General features: G+C 52.0%; 16 protein-coding genes and 2 riboswitches. Of the genes, 9 read left to right on the top strand and 7 right to left on the bottom strand.

The genetic code is table 11. The features are described 5' to 3' along the window. Positions 1–48 precede the first annotated feature (48 nt). The 4 genes from NST84_RS00565 to NST84_RS00550 form a co-directional block, all read right to left on the bottom strand. Positions 49–720, bottom strand: a complete 672-nt coding sequence (locus tag NST84_RS00565) for a GNAT family N-acetyltransferase (RefSeq protein WP_342563762.1) — start codon at positions 718–720, stop codon at positions 49–51. Positions 721–772: 52 nt separating this feature from the next. Next, complete coding sequence (locus NST84_RS00560) at positions 773–1,441, bottom strand: GNAT family N-acetyltransferase (protein WP_342563761.1); 669 nt, start codon at positions 1,439–1,441, stop codon at positions 773–775. A gap of 15 nt (positions 1,442–1,456) precedes the next feature. Next, on the bottom strand, positions 1,457–2,314 hold the full coding sequence (locus NST84_RS00555) for a carbon-nitrogen hydrolase family protein (RefSeq protein WP_342563760.1): 858 nt from the start codon (positions 2,312–2,314) through the stop codon (positions 1,457–1,459). A gap of 254 nt (positions 2,315–2,568) precedes the next feature. After that, on the bottom strand, positions 2,569–3,738 hold the full coding sequence (locus NST84_RS00550) for a hypothetical protein (RefSeq protein ID WP_342563759.1): 1,170 nt from the start codon (positions 3,736–3,738) through the stop codon (positions 2,569–2,571). Between the two features lie 306 nt (positions 3,739–4,044). On the opposite strand from NST84_RS00550, the gene NST84_RS00545 reads away from it, so the two are divergent. The 3 genes from NST84_RS00545 to NST84_RS00535 all read left to right on the top strand — a co-directional run bounded on the left by NST84_RS00545 (position 4,045) and on the right by NST84_RS00535 (position 7,482). Then, entirely contained in the window at positions 4,045–6,036 is a 1,992-nt protein-coding gene (locus NST84_RS00545) for a PBP1A family penicillin-binding protein (protein ID WP_342566309.1), read from the top strand. 85 nt (positions 6,037–6,121) lie between these two features. Beyond that, a complete protein-coding gene (locus NST84_RS00540) occupies positions 6,122–6,790 on the top strand; it encodes a DNA-3-methyladenine glycosylase (protein WP_342563758.1) in 669 nt (222 codons plus the stop codon). Between the two features lie 221 nt (positions 6,791–7,011). Further along, complete coding sequence (locus NST84_RS00535) at positions 7,012–7,482, top strand: AbrB/MazE/SpoVT family DNA-binding domain-containing protein (protein WP_342563757.1); 471 nt, start codon at positions 7,012–7,014, stop codon at positions 7,480–7,482. A gap of 109 nt (positions 7,483–7,591) precedes the next feature. Here NST84_RS00535 and NST84_RS00530 read toward each other — a convergent pair whose 3' ends face one another. Continuing rightward, complete coding sequence (locus tag NST84_RS00530; RefSeq protein ID WP_342563756.1) at positions 7,592–8,098, bottom strand: YwhD family protein; 507 nt, start codon at positions 8,096–8,098, stop codon at positions 7,592–7,594. Between the two features lie 158 nt (positions 8,099–8,256). Here NST84_RS00530 and NST84_RS00525 point away from each other — a divergent pair, with 158 nt between their 5' ends. The 6 genes from NST84_RS00525 (at position 8,257) to NST84_RS00500 (ending at position 14,230) form a co-directional block, all read left to right on the top strand. Beyond that, positions 8,257–10,272 carry a M1 family aminopeptidase gene (locus NST84_RS00525; protein WP_342563755.1) on the top strand — a complete coding sequence of 672 codons (2,016 nt, stop codon included), beginning with the start codon at positions 8,257–8,259 and terminating at the stop codon, positions 10,270–10,272. A gap of 11 nt (positions 10,273–10,283) precedes the next feature. After that, positions 10,284–11,114 carry a hypothetical protein gene (locus tag NST84_RS00520; protein WP_342563754.1) on the top strand — a complete coding sequence of 277 codons (831 nt, stop codon included), beginning with the start codon at positions 10,284–10,286 and terminating at the stop codon, positions 11,112–11,114. Between the two features lie 223 nt (positions 11,115–11,337). Further along, positions 11,338–11,476, top strand: a riboswitch (cyclic di-AMP (ydaO/yuaA leader). A 72-nt stretch (positions 11,477–11,548) separates the two neighbouring features. Beyond that, a complete protein-coding gene (locus tag NST84_RS00515; RefSeq protein WP_342566308.1) occupies positions 11,549–11,977 on the top strand; it encodes a C40 family peptidase in 429 nt (142 codons plus the stop codon). Between the two features lie 379 nt (positions 11,978–12,356). Next, positions 12,357–12,501, top strand: a riboswitch (cyclic di-AMP (ydaO/yuaA leader). A 47-nt stretch (positions 12,502–12,548) separates the two neighbouring features. Continuing rightward, a complete protein-coding gene (locus tag NST84_RS00510; RefSeq protein ID WP_090719019.1) occupies positions 12,549–12,998 on the top strand; it encodes a C40 family peptidase in 450 nt (149 codons plus the stop codon). 262 nt (positions 12,999–13,260) lie between these two features. After that, the gene (locus NST84_RS00505; RefSeq protein ID WP_342563753.1) at positions 13,261–13,746 is read left to right on the top strand and encodes a GNAT family N-acetyltransferase; all 486 of its coding nucleotides are present in this window, start codon (positions 13,261–13,263) and stop codon (positions 13,744–13,746) included. Positions 13,747–13,873: 127 nt separating this feature from the next. Further along, on the top strand, positions 13,874–14,230 hold the full coding sequence (locus NST84_RS00500; protein ID WP_342566307.1) for a cytochrome c: 357 nt from the start codon (positions 13,874–13,876) through the stop codon (positions 14,228–14,230). 95 nt (positions 14,231–14,325) lie between these two features. Here NST84_RS00500 and NST84_RS00495 read toward each other — a convergent pair whose 3' ends face one another. Next, positions 14,326–14,613, bottom strand: a complete 288-nt coding sequence (locus tag NST84_RS00495; protein ID WP_342563752.1) for a 4a-hydroxytetrahydrobiopterin dehydratase — start codon at positions 14,611–14,613, stop codon at positions 14,326–14,328. A gap of 236 nt (positions 14,614–14,849) precedes the next feature. Continuing rightward, positions 14,850–15,143, bottom strand: a complete 294-nt coding sequence (locus NST84_RS00490) for a hypothetical protein (protein WP_342566306.1) — start codon at positions 15,141–15,143, stop codon at positions 14,850–14,852. Positions 15,144–15,259 lie beyond the last annotated feature (116 nt).

Below are 15,259 nucleotides of genomic sequence, written 5' to 3'. Positions count from 1 at the left end.
GATGAGCAATTCAATGAATAAATCTTATCTTCTTTGCAATTCCGGCTGCTACAATGGCAGCAGCTTCACCGTATCTCTGGAGCGCAGCTGCTCCACCATCGCATGCCAGGCAGCAGGCTTATCTTCAAGCACCGCATAATAACGGGTCAGGAAGTCTGCTACCAGAGCTGCCTCTACCGAATCCTGTCCTTCCTGTCCGGGCATAAAACAGAGATCCAGCCCCGTTACAGCTTTGCCGTCGCCCTGCCAGGACGGATGGACATACGGGAAATCAAGCCGTTCATACCCGAGGTGGGATAATACCTCACGGCGGACAAACGGGTTCATCGGCTTAACGCCGCCAAATCCGAAATCCTCCACCCGGTATGGATCGTAGATTTCCGCAAACATGCCGTACAGCTCTTTGCCGTTATCTGCCGCAAGCTTATTCAGATCCTTCAGGCGGCTCCGGGCCAGGAAACGCCCGATTCCCAGACCTTCACGGCCGATCACAGTGAAGTCGGTCATCGCCACGTTCCAGTCGGGATAGTAACGGTATTCGGTAGTGCCGACTACGGTACCTTCATGGACAGCTGCAAATACACGGATGCCCGGATCCTCCAGCGGCTCCTGCCACAGGCTGAACTCCAGCACCTCTTCCGGCGGGAACACCTCACTCAGCAGATTATGTACTTGTCTGAACAACGGATCAGAAAGGGCAGTAATTCTTACATATTCCATAGTAGAATCTCCTCCGGTACTCTGATTTAAATGCTGACTTTACCTGTCTTTTCTATAAGAGAGGATTACGCCACTCCATCAGTGCCGCGTAGTTGCAGGACTCCTCATCTTCAAGGTACTCCTCCACCACACCAAGCGGCGTCCGTCCGCAGCGCAGCAGAAATGTAATAACCGGATCAGCCAGCTGTCCGCCGGTCACCCCGGCAAGATAATCCTCTGCCGAAAGCCGGGAAGCCTCCTTATGATAGCCCGGCATTCTTCCCGCACCCAGCAGCCGTTCCAGTCTCTGCTCCACTACCACATGATACAGCGACTGCACCAGCTCCTTGCCAAGTCCCAGCTTGCGGAACTTTGGACGCACACACAGATCTGCAATGTACAGTGTATTGCCGTCAGGCTGATGTGTAGTGATATATCCGTCCGCTGTCACCTCAGACCAGGTATGGCTGTTATGAGCCGCTTCTTCATTAAAATGAATTTTCAGGCCCGTTACCGAACCAGCCAGCTCGCCGTTCACTTCCGCACAGAGTGCCCCCTCTGGAAACAGCTCCACATGATTATGCAGCTGTTCCCGGTTCCATAGCAGCTCCACCGGATAAGGAGGCGGGAAAGCTTCGGCCTGTATAGTGATCAGTTCGTCAAAATCGGCAGGCGTGTAATTCCGGATCACAGCGGGAACCGGTATTTTACCGTCAAAAGCAAAAAAACGCTTATTATACATTTTTGCCCGGCTCCTTTACGTCCAGTCTGTGTACAGATCCGTTCTCCGGTCGCGCCAGGTCGTTACCGACCCGCGTTCACGCACCCGGTACAGCAGCTCCAGGTCCAGGTCGGCGGTAATGATCATATCATCGTTAATCTCACCTTCGGCCAGCAGTCCCTTTGGCGGGAACGGGATATCATTAGGTGTGATAACAGCAGCCTGCCCGAAGTTTGCACGCATCAGATCAACGGTCGGCAGCGAACCAACGGTTCCTGTCAGCACGACATAGATCTGGTTTTCGATCGCACGCGCATGGCTGGTGTAGCGGACCCGGTGGAAGCCGTGGCGGTCATCCGTACAGGACGGGCAAAAGATGACATCTGCCCCCTTGGCTCTGGCCATCCGCACAATCTCCGGGAATTCAATATCGTAGCAGGTTAGCATGGCAATGGTTCCTTTATCCGTCTGAAAGACCTCAAGGCCTTCACCCGCCCCCATATTCCAGCCTTCTACCTCAGCGGGAGTAATATGCAGCTTGGCCTGCTCGGCAATTCTTCCGTCAGGGTAAAAGAGATGGGCTACATTGTACAGCTTACCGTTCCGGCGCAGCACATGCGTACCACCGATGATATGTACGTTGTACTTTTGTGCAAAACCGGAGAACATCTCCCGGTACTGCTCCGTAAACTGCGGCAGATCTTCAATGCCCAGGGCATTCCCCTGTCCGTCTCCGATGGACATCAGCTGAGTCGTAAGGAACTCCGGAAACAGAATAAAGTCCGTACTGAATTCCTCCGCCGTCTTGATGTAATGCTCACAACGGGCGGCAAACGCCTCAAATGAAGTGATCGTGTGCAAATGATATTGAACCGCGGATACGCGAAAGGCCACTTTGCATTCCTCCTAGCATTTGTCCCCAGGCTCTGCATTCCCATGCTGCAGTCCTGTTAAAGTAAATCAAATTTTATCATACTGGCGGCCAAAATCACACTCGGTGCAAGAACACGGACATTTAGAGGACAGCGCTCTACCGGACTCACAATCCCTTTGTTGGCAGCAGACGCGCATCCTGCAGCCGGTTTTTACGCATTAAAAAAAGCAGCTCCCGGAGGAGCCGCCTTTCATTGGTATAAGCCGGTTGATTTTTATTGTTCGTTTCCTTTAAAGGTAAACTTCTCGGTCCAGGTCATGCCCCCGTCGCTGGTGGCATAAAGGGAAGAGGTATTGGCGCCTCTGACTGCCATCCAGCCGGCTTTACTGTCAGGGAAGGAGATCATCCCTTCATATCCGGCGATTGCCGGCAGGTTCGTAAACTGTTTGCCGCTATTCACTGTACGGCCGACAGCTACCTGTTCCCCCGCAGGCGAGAATCCAACCAGGAAAGCTGTGCTGCTGCCGGCCAGCTGCATATTACCCGGCTTGCCGGACGCCGGCCCTTTCTTCAGCAGGGCTGAACCGCTGCCCGGTGCCGGCCCGCCCCCGGCTGTTTCCTGGGCAATTACACGGGTCCAGCTTTTTCCCTGATTACCGCTGGCATACAGCGAATAGGAGGTCTGGGACATGCCTGTTCCTCCATAGAGGAGGGCATATACCTGATCATCCTTCGCGTAGAGCTGTCCATATTCAGGGTACGCAAAAGCCGACTTGAGCGCCAGCTTCCAGGTTGAACCGCCGTCGGTGGTCTTCATAACCCGGTAGCCTTCACCCGGTGCCACAACTACTGCCCAGCCGTTATTGCGGCTGGTAAACTCTGCACCGCGCGTGTTAGCCGGAGTCTTAATTTGGCTCCAGCTCCGCCCCCCGTCCTCCGTATAATACGTAAAAGCACGGACATATCCGAAGCCGTGCTTGCTGTCTGTAAAGCTGATCCGTTCGAAGCCGCTCTGTGACTCTGAAATTCTTGTCCAGGTTGAACCGCCGTCAGCAGTGCCGATAAGGTAGACCCCGCTCTGCTCCTGAACCGATGCTAATGCCCATCCATGCACGTTGTCCGGGAAGGAGATCTGCCGGAAATTCCACTGGCCTTCATATATTTTCTGGAACTGGTCTCCGCCGTCCGATGTCCCGATCATAAAGCCTTTGCCTGCAGCCCGTCCTGTATCTGCGCTGAGAAACGCCAGATCATTGAAGCTGAGCGGTGTGTCTTCAGCAGCCAGATGCTTGGCCTGCAGCTGCTGAAGCAGCCCGTGGTCTCCGCCTCCTGCCGGTGCAGCCGCTGCCTGTACCGGAGCTGCTGCACTCCAGGCCGAAACCGCAAGCAGTCCAGCCGAGAGAAGCGTTAGTGCTTTTAAGTGTACCTTTTTAGTCCAGTTCATGATGACACCTCCTGTGATATATATACCCTTTCCTGCCGGCACTACTCTGTTATACTCCCCCTCTGCTTTTCTATCTACCCTGAGAAGGTCACAAAAAGAAGACAATTTGGTTACCGCTGCCAGCCGCCTGAATATCTGTCCGCTTCCTTTCCCATAATGAAAACTAACCGGCACATCCCTAGCGGATCAATGCTGCCGGACGTTTGTATTCCTGAGGACAAGGAGCCTGAAGCCATGCCGCGCGATTCTGCTAACCCGAAAGTCAAGAGACCCCGCCTCCGCCGGCTGATCCGGCTGGCAGCTGTCATGATTGTGCTGATGGTCATTGCTGCCGGAGCACTGCTTGGCTACCTGTATAATAAACCCCTGCCGCCCATCGGCGATGATATCCGCTCCCGGCTGCTGGATGCCAGAGGTAATGTGCTGACCACCTTTACAACGGACGGGCGCAGCCGTAACCCTGTTACACTGGACCAGATTTCCCCTGAGCTGATCCAGGCTACCCTGGCCGTAGAGGACCGCAAATTTTTTGAGCACTCCGGATTCGACCTGAAGGGTATGGCCCGGGCTGTGCTGGCTAATCTGGAGGCGGGCGAGCGCTCCCAGGGGGCAAGTACGTTAACCCAGCAGCTGGCGCGAAATCTGTACCTTACCCATGAAAAAACCTGGACCCGCAAGGCCAAGGAAGCCCTTTACACCATGCAGCTGGAGATGAAATACAGCAAAAAAGAGATTCTCAATATGTATTTAAATGAAATCTATTACGGCCACGGGGCTTATGGAATCGAAGCAGCCTCCCGCATGTATTTCGGCAAGGCCGCAGCAGAGCTGAGTCTGGCGGAAAGCGCACTGCTGGCCGGTATCCCCAAAGGCCCGACCTATTATTCGCCCTACACCCATCCGGATAACGCCAAAAAACGTCAGAGTATTATTTTAACCTCCATGGCCCAGGTAGGAGATATTACGCAGGAACAGGCGGATGAAGCCGCCCGGACGGTACTCAGCTTTAAGCCGCAGGGCCAAAAGAACACTGTCGTGCTTGCCCCCTACTTCCGTGATTATATTCGCGGGCTGGTCACTGACACTCTAGGAATCAGTAATGATGAGCTGGAGCTTGGCGGACTGAATGTGTATACCACGCTTGACCCTGATATGCAGCAGGCGGCCGAAGATGCAGTAGATAAAGGAATGGACCAAGGCAGCGAGCTGGAGACTGCACTCGTCTCCATTGACCCGCGCACCGGTTACATTAAGGCAATGGTCGGCGGAAAGAACTACCGTTCCAACCAGTTCAATCACGCCCTGGCCACTACCCGGCAGCCCGGATCATCTTTTAAGCCGATCATGTATCTGACCGCCCTCTCATCCAAGGAAATGACCGGCCTGTCGGTCTTTAACAGCCAGCCGACGCTGTTCCATTATGACAACAACCGCAAGACGTATCAGCCCAAGAATTTCGGTGATAAGTATCTGGGGGAAATTAATATGCGCCAGGCCATCGCCGCTTCCGACAATATCTATGCTGTTAATACGATTATGAAAATCGGCGCCGATAAGGTGGCGGACATGGCGACCAAGCTGGGTATCGGCAGTCCGCTGCAAAGCGTTCCTTCCCTCGCGCTCGGCACCTCTCCGGTCAGTCCGCTAGAAATGGCCTCTGCCTTTGCCGTCATTGGCGGCGGCGGCGTCCGGCAGCCGGTGACGGCTATTCTGAAGATTACCGATTCCAAGGGAAATGTGGTCTATGAAGCCCCCCAGGCCGGAGGGGAGCAGGTCGTCGAGCCTGCGGCAGCCTATGTCCTGACCCGGCTGATGGAGGGTGTCTTTGAGAGCGGTGGAACCGGCAACCGTGTAGCTTCAATTATCAAACGGCCTGTAGCAGGCAAAACCGGGACCACGGATACCGACGGCTGGATGGTCGGCTTCACGCCTGAGCTGTCCACTGCAGTCTGGGTGGGATATGACAAGGGACGTGACATCGCTACAGCTGATGGAAGGCGGGCTGCACCGATTTTTGCCGAATATACGGAAAAAGCGCTGGCCAATGTGCCGCCGAAGATTTTCCCGATTCCTGACGGAGTCGTGAGTGTCTACATTAATCCGGAGTCAGGCAAGCTGGCTACAGCCGCCTGCCCGGAGAAGGAGCTGGAGACGTTTATCAGCGGTACAGAACCGGTTGAATATTGTGAAGAGCACAGCACCGGCGGGGAAACAGCACCGGCTGATGAGTCACAGGCTGATCCGGCCAAGGAAGATCACTCCCTTTGGAGTGATATCAAACGCTGGTGGCTGAACTAGCAGGCAGTTGCAGCCGGCGCAGCCCTGGGGTACGATGAGCCCATAAGCGGCAGGCCGCGCCTGCCGGGAAAGGTGTCATCCCGATATGAACCTTAAAGATAACGAACCGAATGAGCCAAGGCTTGTTTCGCCTGAGCTGTACAGCCTTCCGGCTCTGCAGGCCGCGCCGCTTCTTCTGGGCCAGCATCTGGTCCGGCGCACGGAGGACGGGGAGATCCGCTGTCGCATTGTAGAAACAGAAAGCTACGGAGGCGCAGAGGATAAGGGCAGCCATGCCTTCGGCGGCCGCCGTACTGCCCGCACCGATGTGATGTTCCGCCAGGGCGGAACCATCTACATCTATTTGATTTACGGCATGTACCACTGCCTTAATGTCGTTACTGCCGGGGAAGGTGATCCGCATGCCGTACTCATCCGCGCTGTAGAGCCGCTGACTTCCGGCGATGCGAATCTGATGCGCAGCTACCGCGGTACTGCCGGCCGCAAGCCGGCCGGACTCTCAGGCGGTCCCGGCAAGCTGTGCCGGGCGCTGCAGATCGACAAGAGCCTGAACGGGCTCCGGCTCGATGCCGGGGACAGCCCGCTGCGGCTCGAACAGGGGGAACAGCCTGAAACCCTGGATATCGTTCAGGCTCCGCGCATCAATATTCCGTATGCCGAAGAATATGCACAGCTTCCATGGCGCTTCTATATCCGGAACAATCCTTACGTTTCGGTCAAGGACAAGCTGGAACTGCCCTTCATCCTGAGCTGAATTCCGCAGACCTGCTTCTGCCTGTTTCGGGCCCGGAAAATTGGGTAAAAAGAAGAGAACCCTAATAAGCCGCCTGCACTGGATATCCAGTGCAGGCGGCTTCCCTTTTATTCACCTGCTGCAATAAATGAATGCGCTTTCCCCGTTCTCTAAACTTACAATAACTGCTATAATCGTAGATATCCGCAAAAAAATATAAAGATGTAAATGAGGGACATGAGATGAAGGATACAGGCATGATCCGGAGTTTAGACAGTCTTGGCAGAATTGTGGTTCCTGTAGAAATCCGCATGACACGCAATATCGACATTGGCGATCCCATCGAGTTTTTTATTCTGAATGATGAGATTATTGTACTCCGGAAATACACTTCAACTGAATGTACTTTCTGCCGGAGCCTTGACCACGTGACTTACTATAAGGATCAGTTTATTTGCAATACCTGCCTCAAGGAGCTTGGTAATCCTGCCCGTATTCCGGAAGAAGCCGAGCCTGTCCAGGAAGCTGCAGCGGATAGCCCTGACTCTGCCCGCAGCGGCCGCCGGACCAAGACCGAGGAGATGAGCCAGCGCCTGGAGAAGGCTATAGCCGATCATCCCTATGCCAACCAGAAGGAGCTTGCAGAGGTGCTTGGCATCAGCCAGGCCAGAGTAAGCCAGCTTAAGCGGAAAATTAGTAACTCCGGCAAATAACAGCACTGCCAGCATCTTTGATCCCTCATGAAATATAAAAAGGGCTTGGACATTCATCATGATGGATGTCCAAGCCCTTTTGTCCGTTTACCTGTTATTCGCCTAACTGTTATTCACTAAGCGCATTCTTCAGCTCATCGGAGCTGGCCGCCCACCAGTCGGCATTATGGGATACCAGCAGCGATTTCAGCGCCGCCTTCTCCACTGCTCCCAGCCCGTCGAGAATGATTTTGCGCTTCAAGGCTGCATCCAGCTTGTTCACATGATCGGCAAGAATCTTCCAGCCCCGCCGTGCTCCGGTATCAATCCACATTTCACAAGCCGTTATCCCGCCGTAAAGCTGCCCTTCGGGCGTACGGTCCACTGCGACCCAGACTACCCAGACCTGTCTTCCATCCGGCACCTCGTCACGGTTCATCGAAAATTTGATGCCCTTCTCTACCTTACTCTTGGCATGCATGGCCCCGATGTCGATAACGGCTTCACCGCCGTCAATAATCACCGGCGATACATTGTTAAGATCAATGGAGCCGGCTCCAAAGCCCTTATGCTTGCTTTTTGCGTTTACAATATTCAAAGCAATCTGCTTTTTGCCCTCTGGTTGTACGTTATCCACAAGTGCACATCCTTCCCTTTTGCTATACAAGATGAACTTGAGAATGCCAAACCCAACATTCTCAAGTTCACGTTCTACAATAATTTAATTTTAGCTAATAATGCGGCGATTGCAAACATATACATCCCGTAGATGCTTGTCACGGGAGGAATCACAGTATGAAGCCACTATCATTAAGGTTCATGATCATCTCTGCGGCCCTGGCCGCCCTCATCCTGCTGGGAGGCTCCCTCTGGCTCCTGAGCGGGCACAGCCCTGCCGCCCAGACAGCCGCTGCTCCAAAAGAGGCCAAGTCCCCCGCTGCCGTGTCCCAGGCCAAAGCAGTGCAGCCTGTTCTTCCCGAGAGCAAGCCGCTTCCGGTCTCAGAAGCCTTAAGCGAGCGGATAACCGAGTACCATATCGATGTGCAGCTGGATGCAGATTCCGGGACGCTGCAGGCCGCTGAAACGGTCACCTGGACTCATCCCGGCCAAAAACCGGTACAGGAGCTTTATTTTCATCTCTACCCCAATGCCTTCGCTTCTGAAAAGACAACATTTATGAAGGAATCCGGCGGTGAGCTGCGCGGTGATTCGATGCCGGAGGACGGTTTCGGCAGCATGACAATCACTGACCTCCGGACTACTGAAGGGATCTCCCTTATGCAGCGCATGCAGTATGTGCAGCCCGATGACGGCAATGTCAATGACAAGACGCTTGTAAAGGTGCATCTGCCCCAGCCGGTAAACGGCGGAGAAAGTGTAACACTTAAAATCCAGTTTGAGGTCAAGCTGCCCAAAATATTCGCCCGTATGGGGACTGCCGGAAATTTTGTAATGGCCGGCCAGTGGTTTCCCAAACTCAGCGTATACGAGCCTAAAGGGACGAGAGCCGTCAAAGAGGAAGGCTGGGACCTTCACCAATACCATGGTACTTCAGAATTTTACAGTGACTTCGGCATTTATAATGTAACCATCTCTGTCCCTTCCAACTACATCGTAGGTGCTACCGGTTTTCCGGTCAAAAGCGCCCAGATCAAGCAGGACCGGAAGATCTACAAGTTCTACGCTGATGATGTGCACGACTTCGCCTGGACCGCATCTCCCGATTTTGTCGTAGCCGAGGAAGCCTTCTCAGCCCCGAATGTCCCCGGTGTACGGATCAAGCTGTACCTGGACCCGCTGCACAAGGATCTGCAGGAGCGTTATTTCCAGGCCGCCAAGGCTGCTCTGACTGCGTTCAGCAAATGGTATGGCCCCTATCCTTACTCCACCCTGTCAATTGTGGTTCCGCCCAAGGAAGGGAACGGCGCAGGCGGAATGGAGTACCCGACGCTGGTTACCGCCTTCGGTGCAGCTGAAAGCTCGCCGGGCATGTCACTTGAGCGTACAGTCATTCATGAGATTGGCCATCAGTATTTCTACGGCATGGTGGCCAGTAACGAATTTGAAGAGGCCTGGCTGGATGAAAGCTTTACCTCTTACGCCGAAGACCGCCTGATGGAGCAGGAGTATGGGGTCAGCTCCAACAATACGCTGCAGGCCAGCCTGGTTACGGTCCCTCAGCCGCTAAATCTGGAGACCTGGAAATATGCTGCTGCTGACGGCTACACACGCAATGTATATATCCGCGGCAAGCTGGTACTCAAGGATATCGAGCAGCAGGTCGGCACCAAAACCATGGATGCCATCATGCTGTCCTATGCCCGTAAATACAGGTTCAAACATCCGTCTACGGCTGATTTTCAAAAAGTTGTCGAAAAAGTAACCAAGCAGTCATGGCAGACTTACTTTGACCAGTATGTATACAGCGGCGGAGCACCCGATTTTTCCGTAGACCGCATTACCACCAGCACTGCCAAAAACAGTCCGGACGGCGGAGAAGCCCGCTATGAGGCTACGGTGGAGGTTAGCAATAAGGGCAGCAGCTATGCCAATGTTCCGGTCAAATTCACCTTCACCGACGGGTACACGGTACAGCAATTCTGGAACGGAGAGCAGAAAACGACTGCTTTTCAGCTATCCTACAAAGCCCCTCTGGCCTCTGTTGACATTGATCCCGGACACTCCATTCTCCTGGAGGCTAAGCATCTTAATAATTTCATGCTGGCCGAGCTTGCGCCGAAGACGCTCTCGCGCTGGACGCTAAGTGTAACCAAACTGCTTGAAACTCTGCTCGGAACTCTAGTCTGGTGAGGTGAAGGATAGTGAAAAGAGCGATTTCCCGCAGCTGGATCAGCATGAAGGAGCAATTTTATATTCTGATTCTGCTTTTTATCTACCGGCTGCTCTGGGGCTATTTTTTGTACAGGTTCGTCAGGTCAGCTGTCATTCCGGTCCTGCTGCGTTATCCGGACACCCATGCCGGCGGCAGCGGACTGGGCAGGCTGCTGTATTACATCGAAGGGCAGGCCGCCCTGGGTGCAGATCCGGGGGTCCAGCGCTGGCTCTGGCTGCTGCTCGGGCTGTCTCTGCTGCGGCTGCTGCTCTCCCCCTTTATCCGCGCCGGTCTGCTGCATGAGCTGCATCAGGAGCGCAGGGGGGAGCGCGGACTGTTCTTTTTCCCGGGGATGAAGCTTTACGGGCTCCCGGTGTTTATCTTCAGTCTAGCTGAATGGGCGCTCTCGGCGCTTCCATTTTACTGGCTGCTGCCCAAAATGTATAACCTGCTGTTAGGCGGGCTTCTCGATTATAGGCTCCTGCTGAAGCTTGTGCCTTATCTGCTGGCCTGGATGCTGTATCTGTATATCATCCGTACTGTACTGCTCTACATGCAATTCGGTTATACAGCCGGGACAGGCATGTTCTCCGCGCTGCTGACTTATATGAGGCTGCTTGTTCCTTCTACAGGGGCTTCAATCGCGCTTGGTGCAGGTGGGCTGCTGACATGGCTGCTGTGCGCGTTAACGGGTCTGTTCTATCCGGGACTGCCTGCGCTGCTTCTCCGTCAGGTTGCACCGCTTCCGTCCACCCTGTTCAAAATGTGGGGAATCGCCGCCCAGTATCATCTATGGAGCAGCAAAACATTTCCACAATAATTTTCCGCCAAAACGGCATATTAAAAGAGTCACTGCCTCTGCTTCAGGGGTGTGACTCTTTTGTACTTGGTATTAGAATTACAATGCATTTGCAAAACATCAAAACCTCTGATACAATGATGCCTGTACCATTAGTAACAACTTTGTAATCTTTTGAAACTATTTCGACTAACTGTATGTACCTTATACACTTCAACATTGTCAATCAACAGTCACTGTTCTGGTGCATAAAACGCCAAATTCCCAGCACCGGGAAGTGGGGGAACCATATTTTGGGTGAATTGATCTCGCTTTAGAGGGGTCATAGGGGAACCTTCTACCGAATCCTTAAGCTAACCTCGCAGGCCTTGGAAGGAGTACATCTTTTGAAAAGTCACACATTTTTTCGTACACACCTAAAAAAGAAATGCACCGCAGCAGCGCTGGGTCTTGTGATGGTGTTCACTATGGGGGCCGGAAGTGTCTCTGCTGACTCCAAAATGGATACCGTTATCGCTAAAACCATCGGAGTATCTTATAAAACCGGAGGAACAAGCACTGCCGGATTCGACTGCTCCGGATTTACAAAGTACGTATTCAAGAGCATCGGTCTTACTCTGCCCCGTACCTCCAAAGCACAGTACAGTGTAGGAACAGCTGTTTCCAAAAGCAATCTGCGTGCCGGCGATCTCGTATTCTTCAATACGCTGGGCAGCGGCGTCTCACATGTCGGTATTTACGTCGGTCAAGGAAAATTTGCACAGTCCTCCAGCTCAAAGGGTGTAATCATCAGTTCGCTTAGTCAGGCTTACTGGGCCAACCGCTACGTTGGCGCCAAACGCGTAATGAGCACAACAGCTTACCAGGCTGTCGCTTACGATTGAACATTCCCCACAACTATAACCTCTGACACATAATTGTAACTTATATGGCCCGGACTTGATTATTGCCGTAATCAGCTCCGGGTTTTCCTTTTTTATCCTTATTCTTTCTTTTACACATGTTTAGGGCTTATGAAACACCCCTCTTACTAAAAATTCCAACATTATTTCAGAAAAGGCTTACTTTGCATGTAAATTTGAGCCTTATTAAGCAGAATGCTCTCTTAAAAAGCGCGAATATTATGCACTAATATGTTTTAAGTGATTGCCAACGGCCTCTGTCTTTGCTACAATTATCGCAGTGAGCTTTTAGTAACATTTTTGTAATTATTCAACCGGGTTTTTCAAACGTTTTGTCATAATGTTCTGCCAGCTAATCTAATCAACAGTCGTGCCGAGTTCCCTTACGAAATAAGGGAAACGGGGGAACCGATTTTGGGTGAATTGACCTCCTATTCACAGAGGGGTCATAGGGGACCTTCAACCGAACCCTTAAGCTAACCTCGTAGGCATTTGGAAGGGGTATTTACTTTTGAAGAAGAAGTTAGCCGCCGCACTACTCAGCTTTTCTATTATGCTTACCATCGGGGCAGGAAGCGCTTTCGCTGATTCCAAGATGGATAAAGTCATCGATAAGGCCATCGGTACCAAGTACGTATCCGGCGGAGTATCGACTAATGGTTTTGACTGCTCCGGTTTCACCATGTACGTATTTGATAAGATCGGCATTAACCTGCCGCATCAATCCGGCTCCCAATACCAGATGGGTACTGCTATCTCCCGTGATAATCTGCGGGAAGGCGATCTTGTATTCTTTAATACAAGCGGCCGCGGTGTATCCCATGTCGGCATTTATGTCGGAGAAGGCAAATTCGCACATGCTTCAAGCTCAAAGGGCGTAACTATCAGCTCGCTGAGTGACAGCTACTACGTCAACCGCTACGTTGGCGCCAAACGGATCATGAGCACAGATGCTTACCATGCAGTTGCTACTGATGCTGAAGACAACGATGATGTTCAATAAGTAATGCTAAGACAGGCGTTTTCCATGATTTTTGCCGAAATCTTGGAAGGGGCCTGTTTTTTTGTCTATAAAATTACTTACCCCTCCCCTCCTGCATAAAACACCTTAAAACCCCAATTTTCGCGTTTTCATAAAATATTTTTTGTGATTTGTCAAGTTTCTGCCGGCCGGGCCAAATTTCTGAGTTGAACCGGCCGGCTTTTGTATATAATTAACTATACAGTATAGAATGATGCGCTCCTGAAAGGAGGCCTGTGGCCTTATGAGCAGTTCCCCTGTTACTTTTCAAGTTGTACCAATGGAGACCAGTCACGCTGAGGATATTTGCAGATGGGAATACAAGCCGCCCTATAACATATACGGATGGCTGCCCTGGGAGCAGATGCAGGCGCTGGGCATTGAGTTCGGAGATCCTGTACTGCGCAGGGAACAGTATATATCTGTCGTAGACGGCCAAGGCGGCTTATGCGGGTTTGCGCAGCTCTTTCCGATGGAAGGCGTTGTCCGGCTCGGAATCGGCATGCGCCCTGATCTATGCGGTCACGGAATGGGTCATTTATTTATGGACTCCATCGTTCAGGCTGCCCTGGACAGATACCCGGACCGGGAGATTGATCTGGAGGTGCTGACCTGGAATCAGAGGGCCATCCGGACATACCAGAAATGCGGTTTTACGATTACCGATACGTATGAGCGCCGGACTCCAACCGGGGATAAGCCATTTTATTGCATGGTGTATAATAAATAATTCTATAGTGAGAGCAAATCTGATAGCTGCAGCAAAAAACGTTCATTTTTTTGACACAAACTCTATGACAACGCTTTACCTTTCGGTATAATGAAGAAAGCAGCTTACATGGAGGGGACGGATGGAGATGCAGAAATGGATCATGAGCGGTTTGTTTTTTGCCGCCTGTGCCTTTGCGGTAGTACTCTTGTTCACACTGCCCGGCAAAGAGGAAGTTGCGGAAGAGAATAAGCCTACAATGCCTCAAGTTACTCTGGATGCCGCAAGTGCAGAAGCCGTTGTCAAAGCCAATTGCATTTCCTGCCATGGTGATCAGCTTCAGGGCGGTGTAGGCCCAAGTCTGCAGCATGAAGGCAGCGAGCGGGACGCCGAGGGTATCTACAGCATCGTCACTAAGGGACGCGGGCAAATGCCGCCCTTTAAGGATAAGCTGGCCCCTGAGGAGATTGCCAACGTTGCGTTATGGCTTGCAGAGAAAAAGTAAGCATTTATACTTTCATTAAAAATGCCCGTATAAGGACCCTATCCGGTCCTTTATACGGGCATTTCTTTGTGCAGCGGTTATGTTAGACCGTGTACCTATCGCGCTTTGTCAAAGGCTTCATTGAATTCATTAGCCTGGCGGATATCCAGCGCCGCGAGGCCGCTCTCTTCTTTTGCCGATAAGCGCAGGGTGACGGTTTTGTAGTCAATGGTTATATGCGGATGATGATCAAAGGCCTCGGATATAGTGGCTACCTCATCCACAAAAGCAATGCCTTTCATATACTCGCTAAACATGTACTTGCGAACCAGAGCCTCCTGATCCAGCTTCCAGCCCTCCAGCTTACCTATCTGCTCATGCAGCTCTTCCACTGATAATTGCAATTTGCTTCCTCCCTTACTTAATTAGCAGTAAAGTCCGTATATTTCTGTTCTTTACCTGTTCCATAAGCCTTAAACAAAACATCCCTCAGCTTCTGAAAGTCCAAGGGATGCGCCAGGATGAAGGCTTTTTTTCGGTTTAATGTATTCTGAAATCCCGGCAAATAGCACTCATCAGCTCAATTTTACCATGGCTGCAAGGAGAGGGGCAAACGCGTGCACCCTCTGCTGCCGTCCGGCTAGACGAGCACTACCGAAGCCAGATCTTCTTCACCCAGCAGAATGTTGATCCGGTGCGTCTCCTTATCATAGATAACGACTCCGCTGCCCACATGAATTACCGGCTCATTGCCAAGCCCATAGAACAGATCCTCCGCCAGGGCCTCCCATACTTCCAGCTTTGATTCCTGCGGCAGCTCCTGCCACTCCTCAGGCTCCATTTCAAAAAATACATAACCGTCCGTAATGCGGCTGACGGCCTCCTTCAGTTCATTCAGAATCTCACTATAATCTCTGCCGTGCTTCACACCCACGTCTATCACTCCGTTTTCTCCACAGATGAATAATAACTTACCCTATCTATTATAGCCGAAAAAATGACTTCACAAAAAAGGGAATGCTGTCGATAAATAAGAATATACGTGATTTG

The organism is Paenibacillus sp. FSL R7-0345, from assembly GCF_038595055.1.
GTDB lineage: Bacteria > Bacillota > Bacilli > Paenibacillales > Paenibacillaceae > Paenibacillus_AQ.
This window is presented reverse-complemented; position numbering and strand designations above follow the sequence as displayed.

Bases quoted from the DNA above. Each gene is read 5' to 3' on its own strand.
- NST84_RS00565 (WP_342563762.1), bottom strand. From the start codon at position 720: ATGGAATATGTAAGAATTACTGCCCTTTCTGATCCGTTGTTCAGACAA.
- NST84_RS00560 (WP_342563761.1), bottom strand. From the start codon at position 1,441: ATGTATAATAAGCGTTTTTTTGCTTTTGACGGTAAAATACCGGTTCCC.
- NST84_RS00550 (WP_342563759.1), bottom strand. From the start codon at position 3,738: ATGAACTGGACTAAAAAGGTACACTTAAAAGCACTAACGCTTCTCTCG.
- NST84_RS00545 (WP_342566309.1), top strand. From the start codon at position 4,045: ATGATTGTGCTGATGGTCATTGCTGCCGGAGCACTGCTTGGCTACCTG.
- NST84_RS00540 (WP_342563758.1), top strand. From the start codon at position 6,122: ATGAACCTTAAAGATAACGAACCGAATGAGCCAAGGCTTGTTTCGCCT.
- NST84_RS00535 (WP_342563757.1), top strand. From the start codon at position 7,012: ATGAAGGATACAGGCATGATCCGGAGTTTAGACAGTCTTGGCAGAATT.
- NST84_RS00525 (WP_342563755.1), top strand. From the start codon at position 8,257: ATGAAGCCACTATCATTAAGGTTCATGATCATCTCTGCGGCCCTGGCC.
- NST84_RS00515 (WP_342566308.1), top strand. From the start codon at position 11,549: ATGGTGTTCACTATGGGGGCCGGAAGTGTCTCTGCTGACTCCAAAATG.
- NST84_RS00510 (WP_090719019.1), top strand. From the start codon at position 12,549: ATGCTTACCATCGGGGCAGGAAGCGCTTTCGCTGATTCCAAGATGGAT.
- NST84_RS00505 (WP_342563753.1), top strand. From the start codon at position 13,261: ATGAGCAGTTCCCCTGTTACTTTTCAAGTTGTACCAATGGAGACCAGT.
- NST84_RS00500 (WP_342566307.1), top strand. From the start codon at position 13,874: ATGCAGAAATGGATCATGAGCGGTTTGTTTTTTGCCGCCTGTGCCTTT.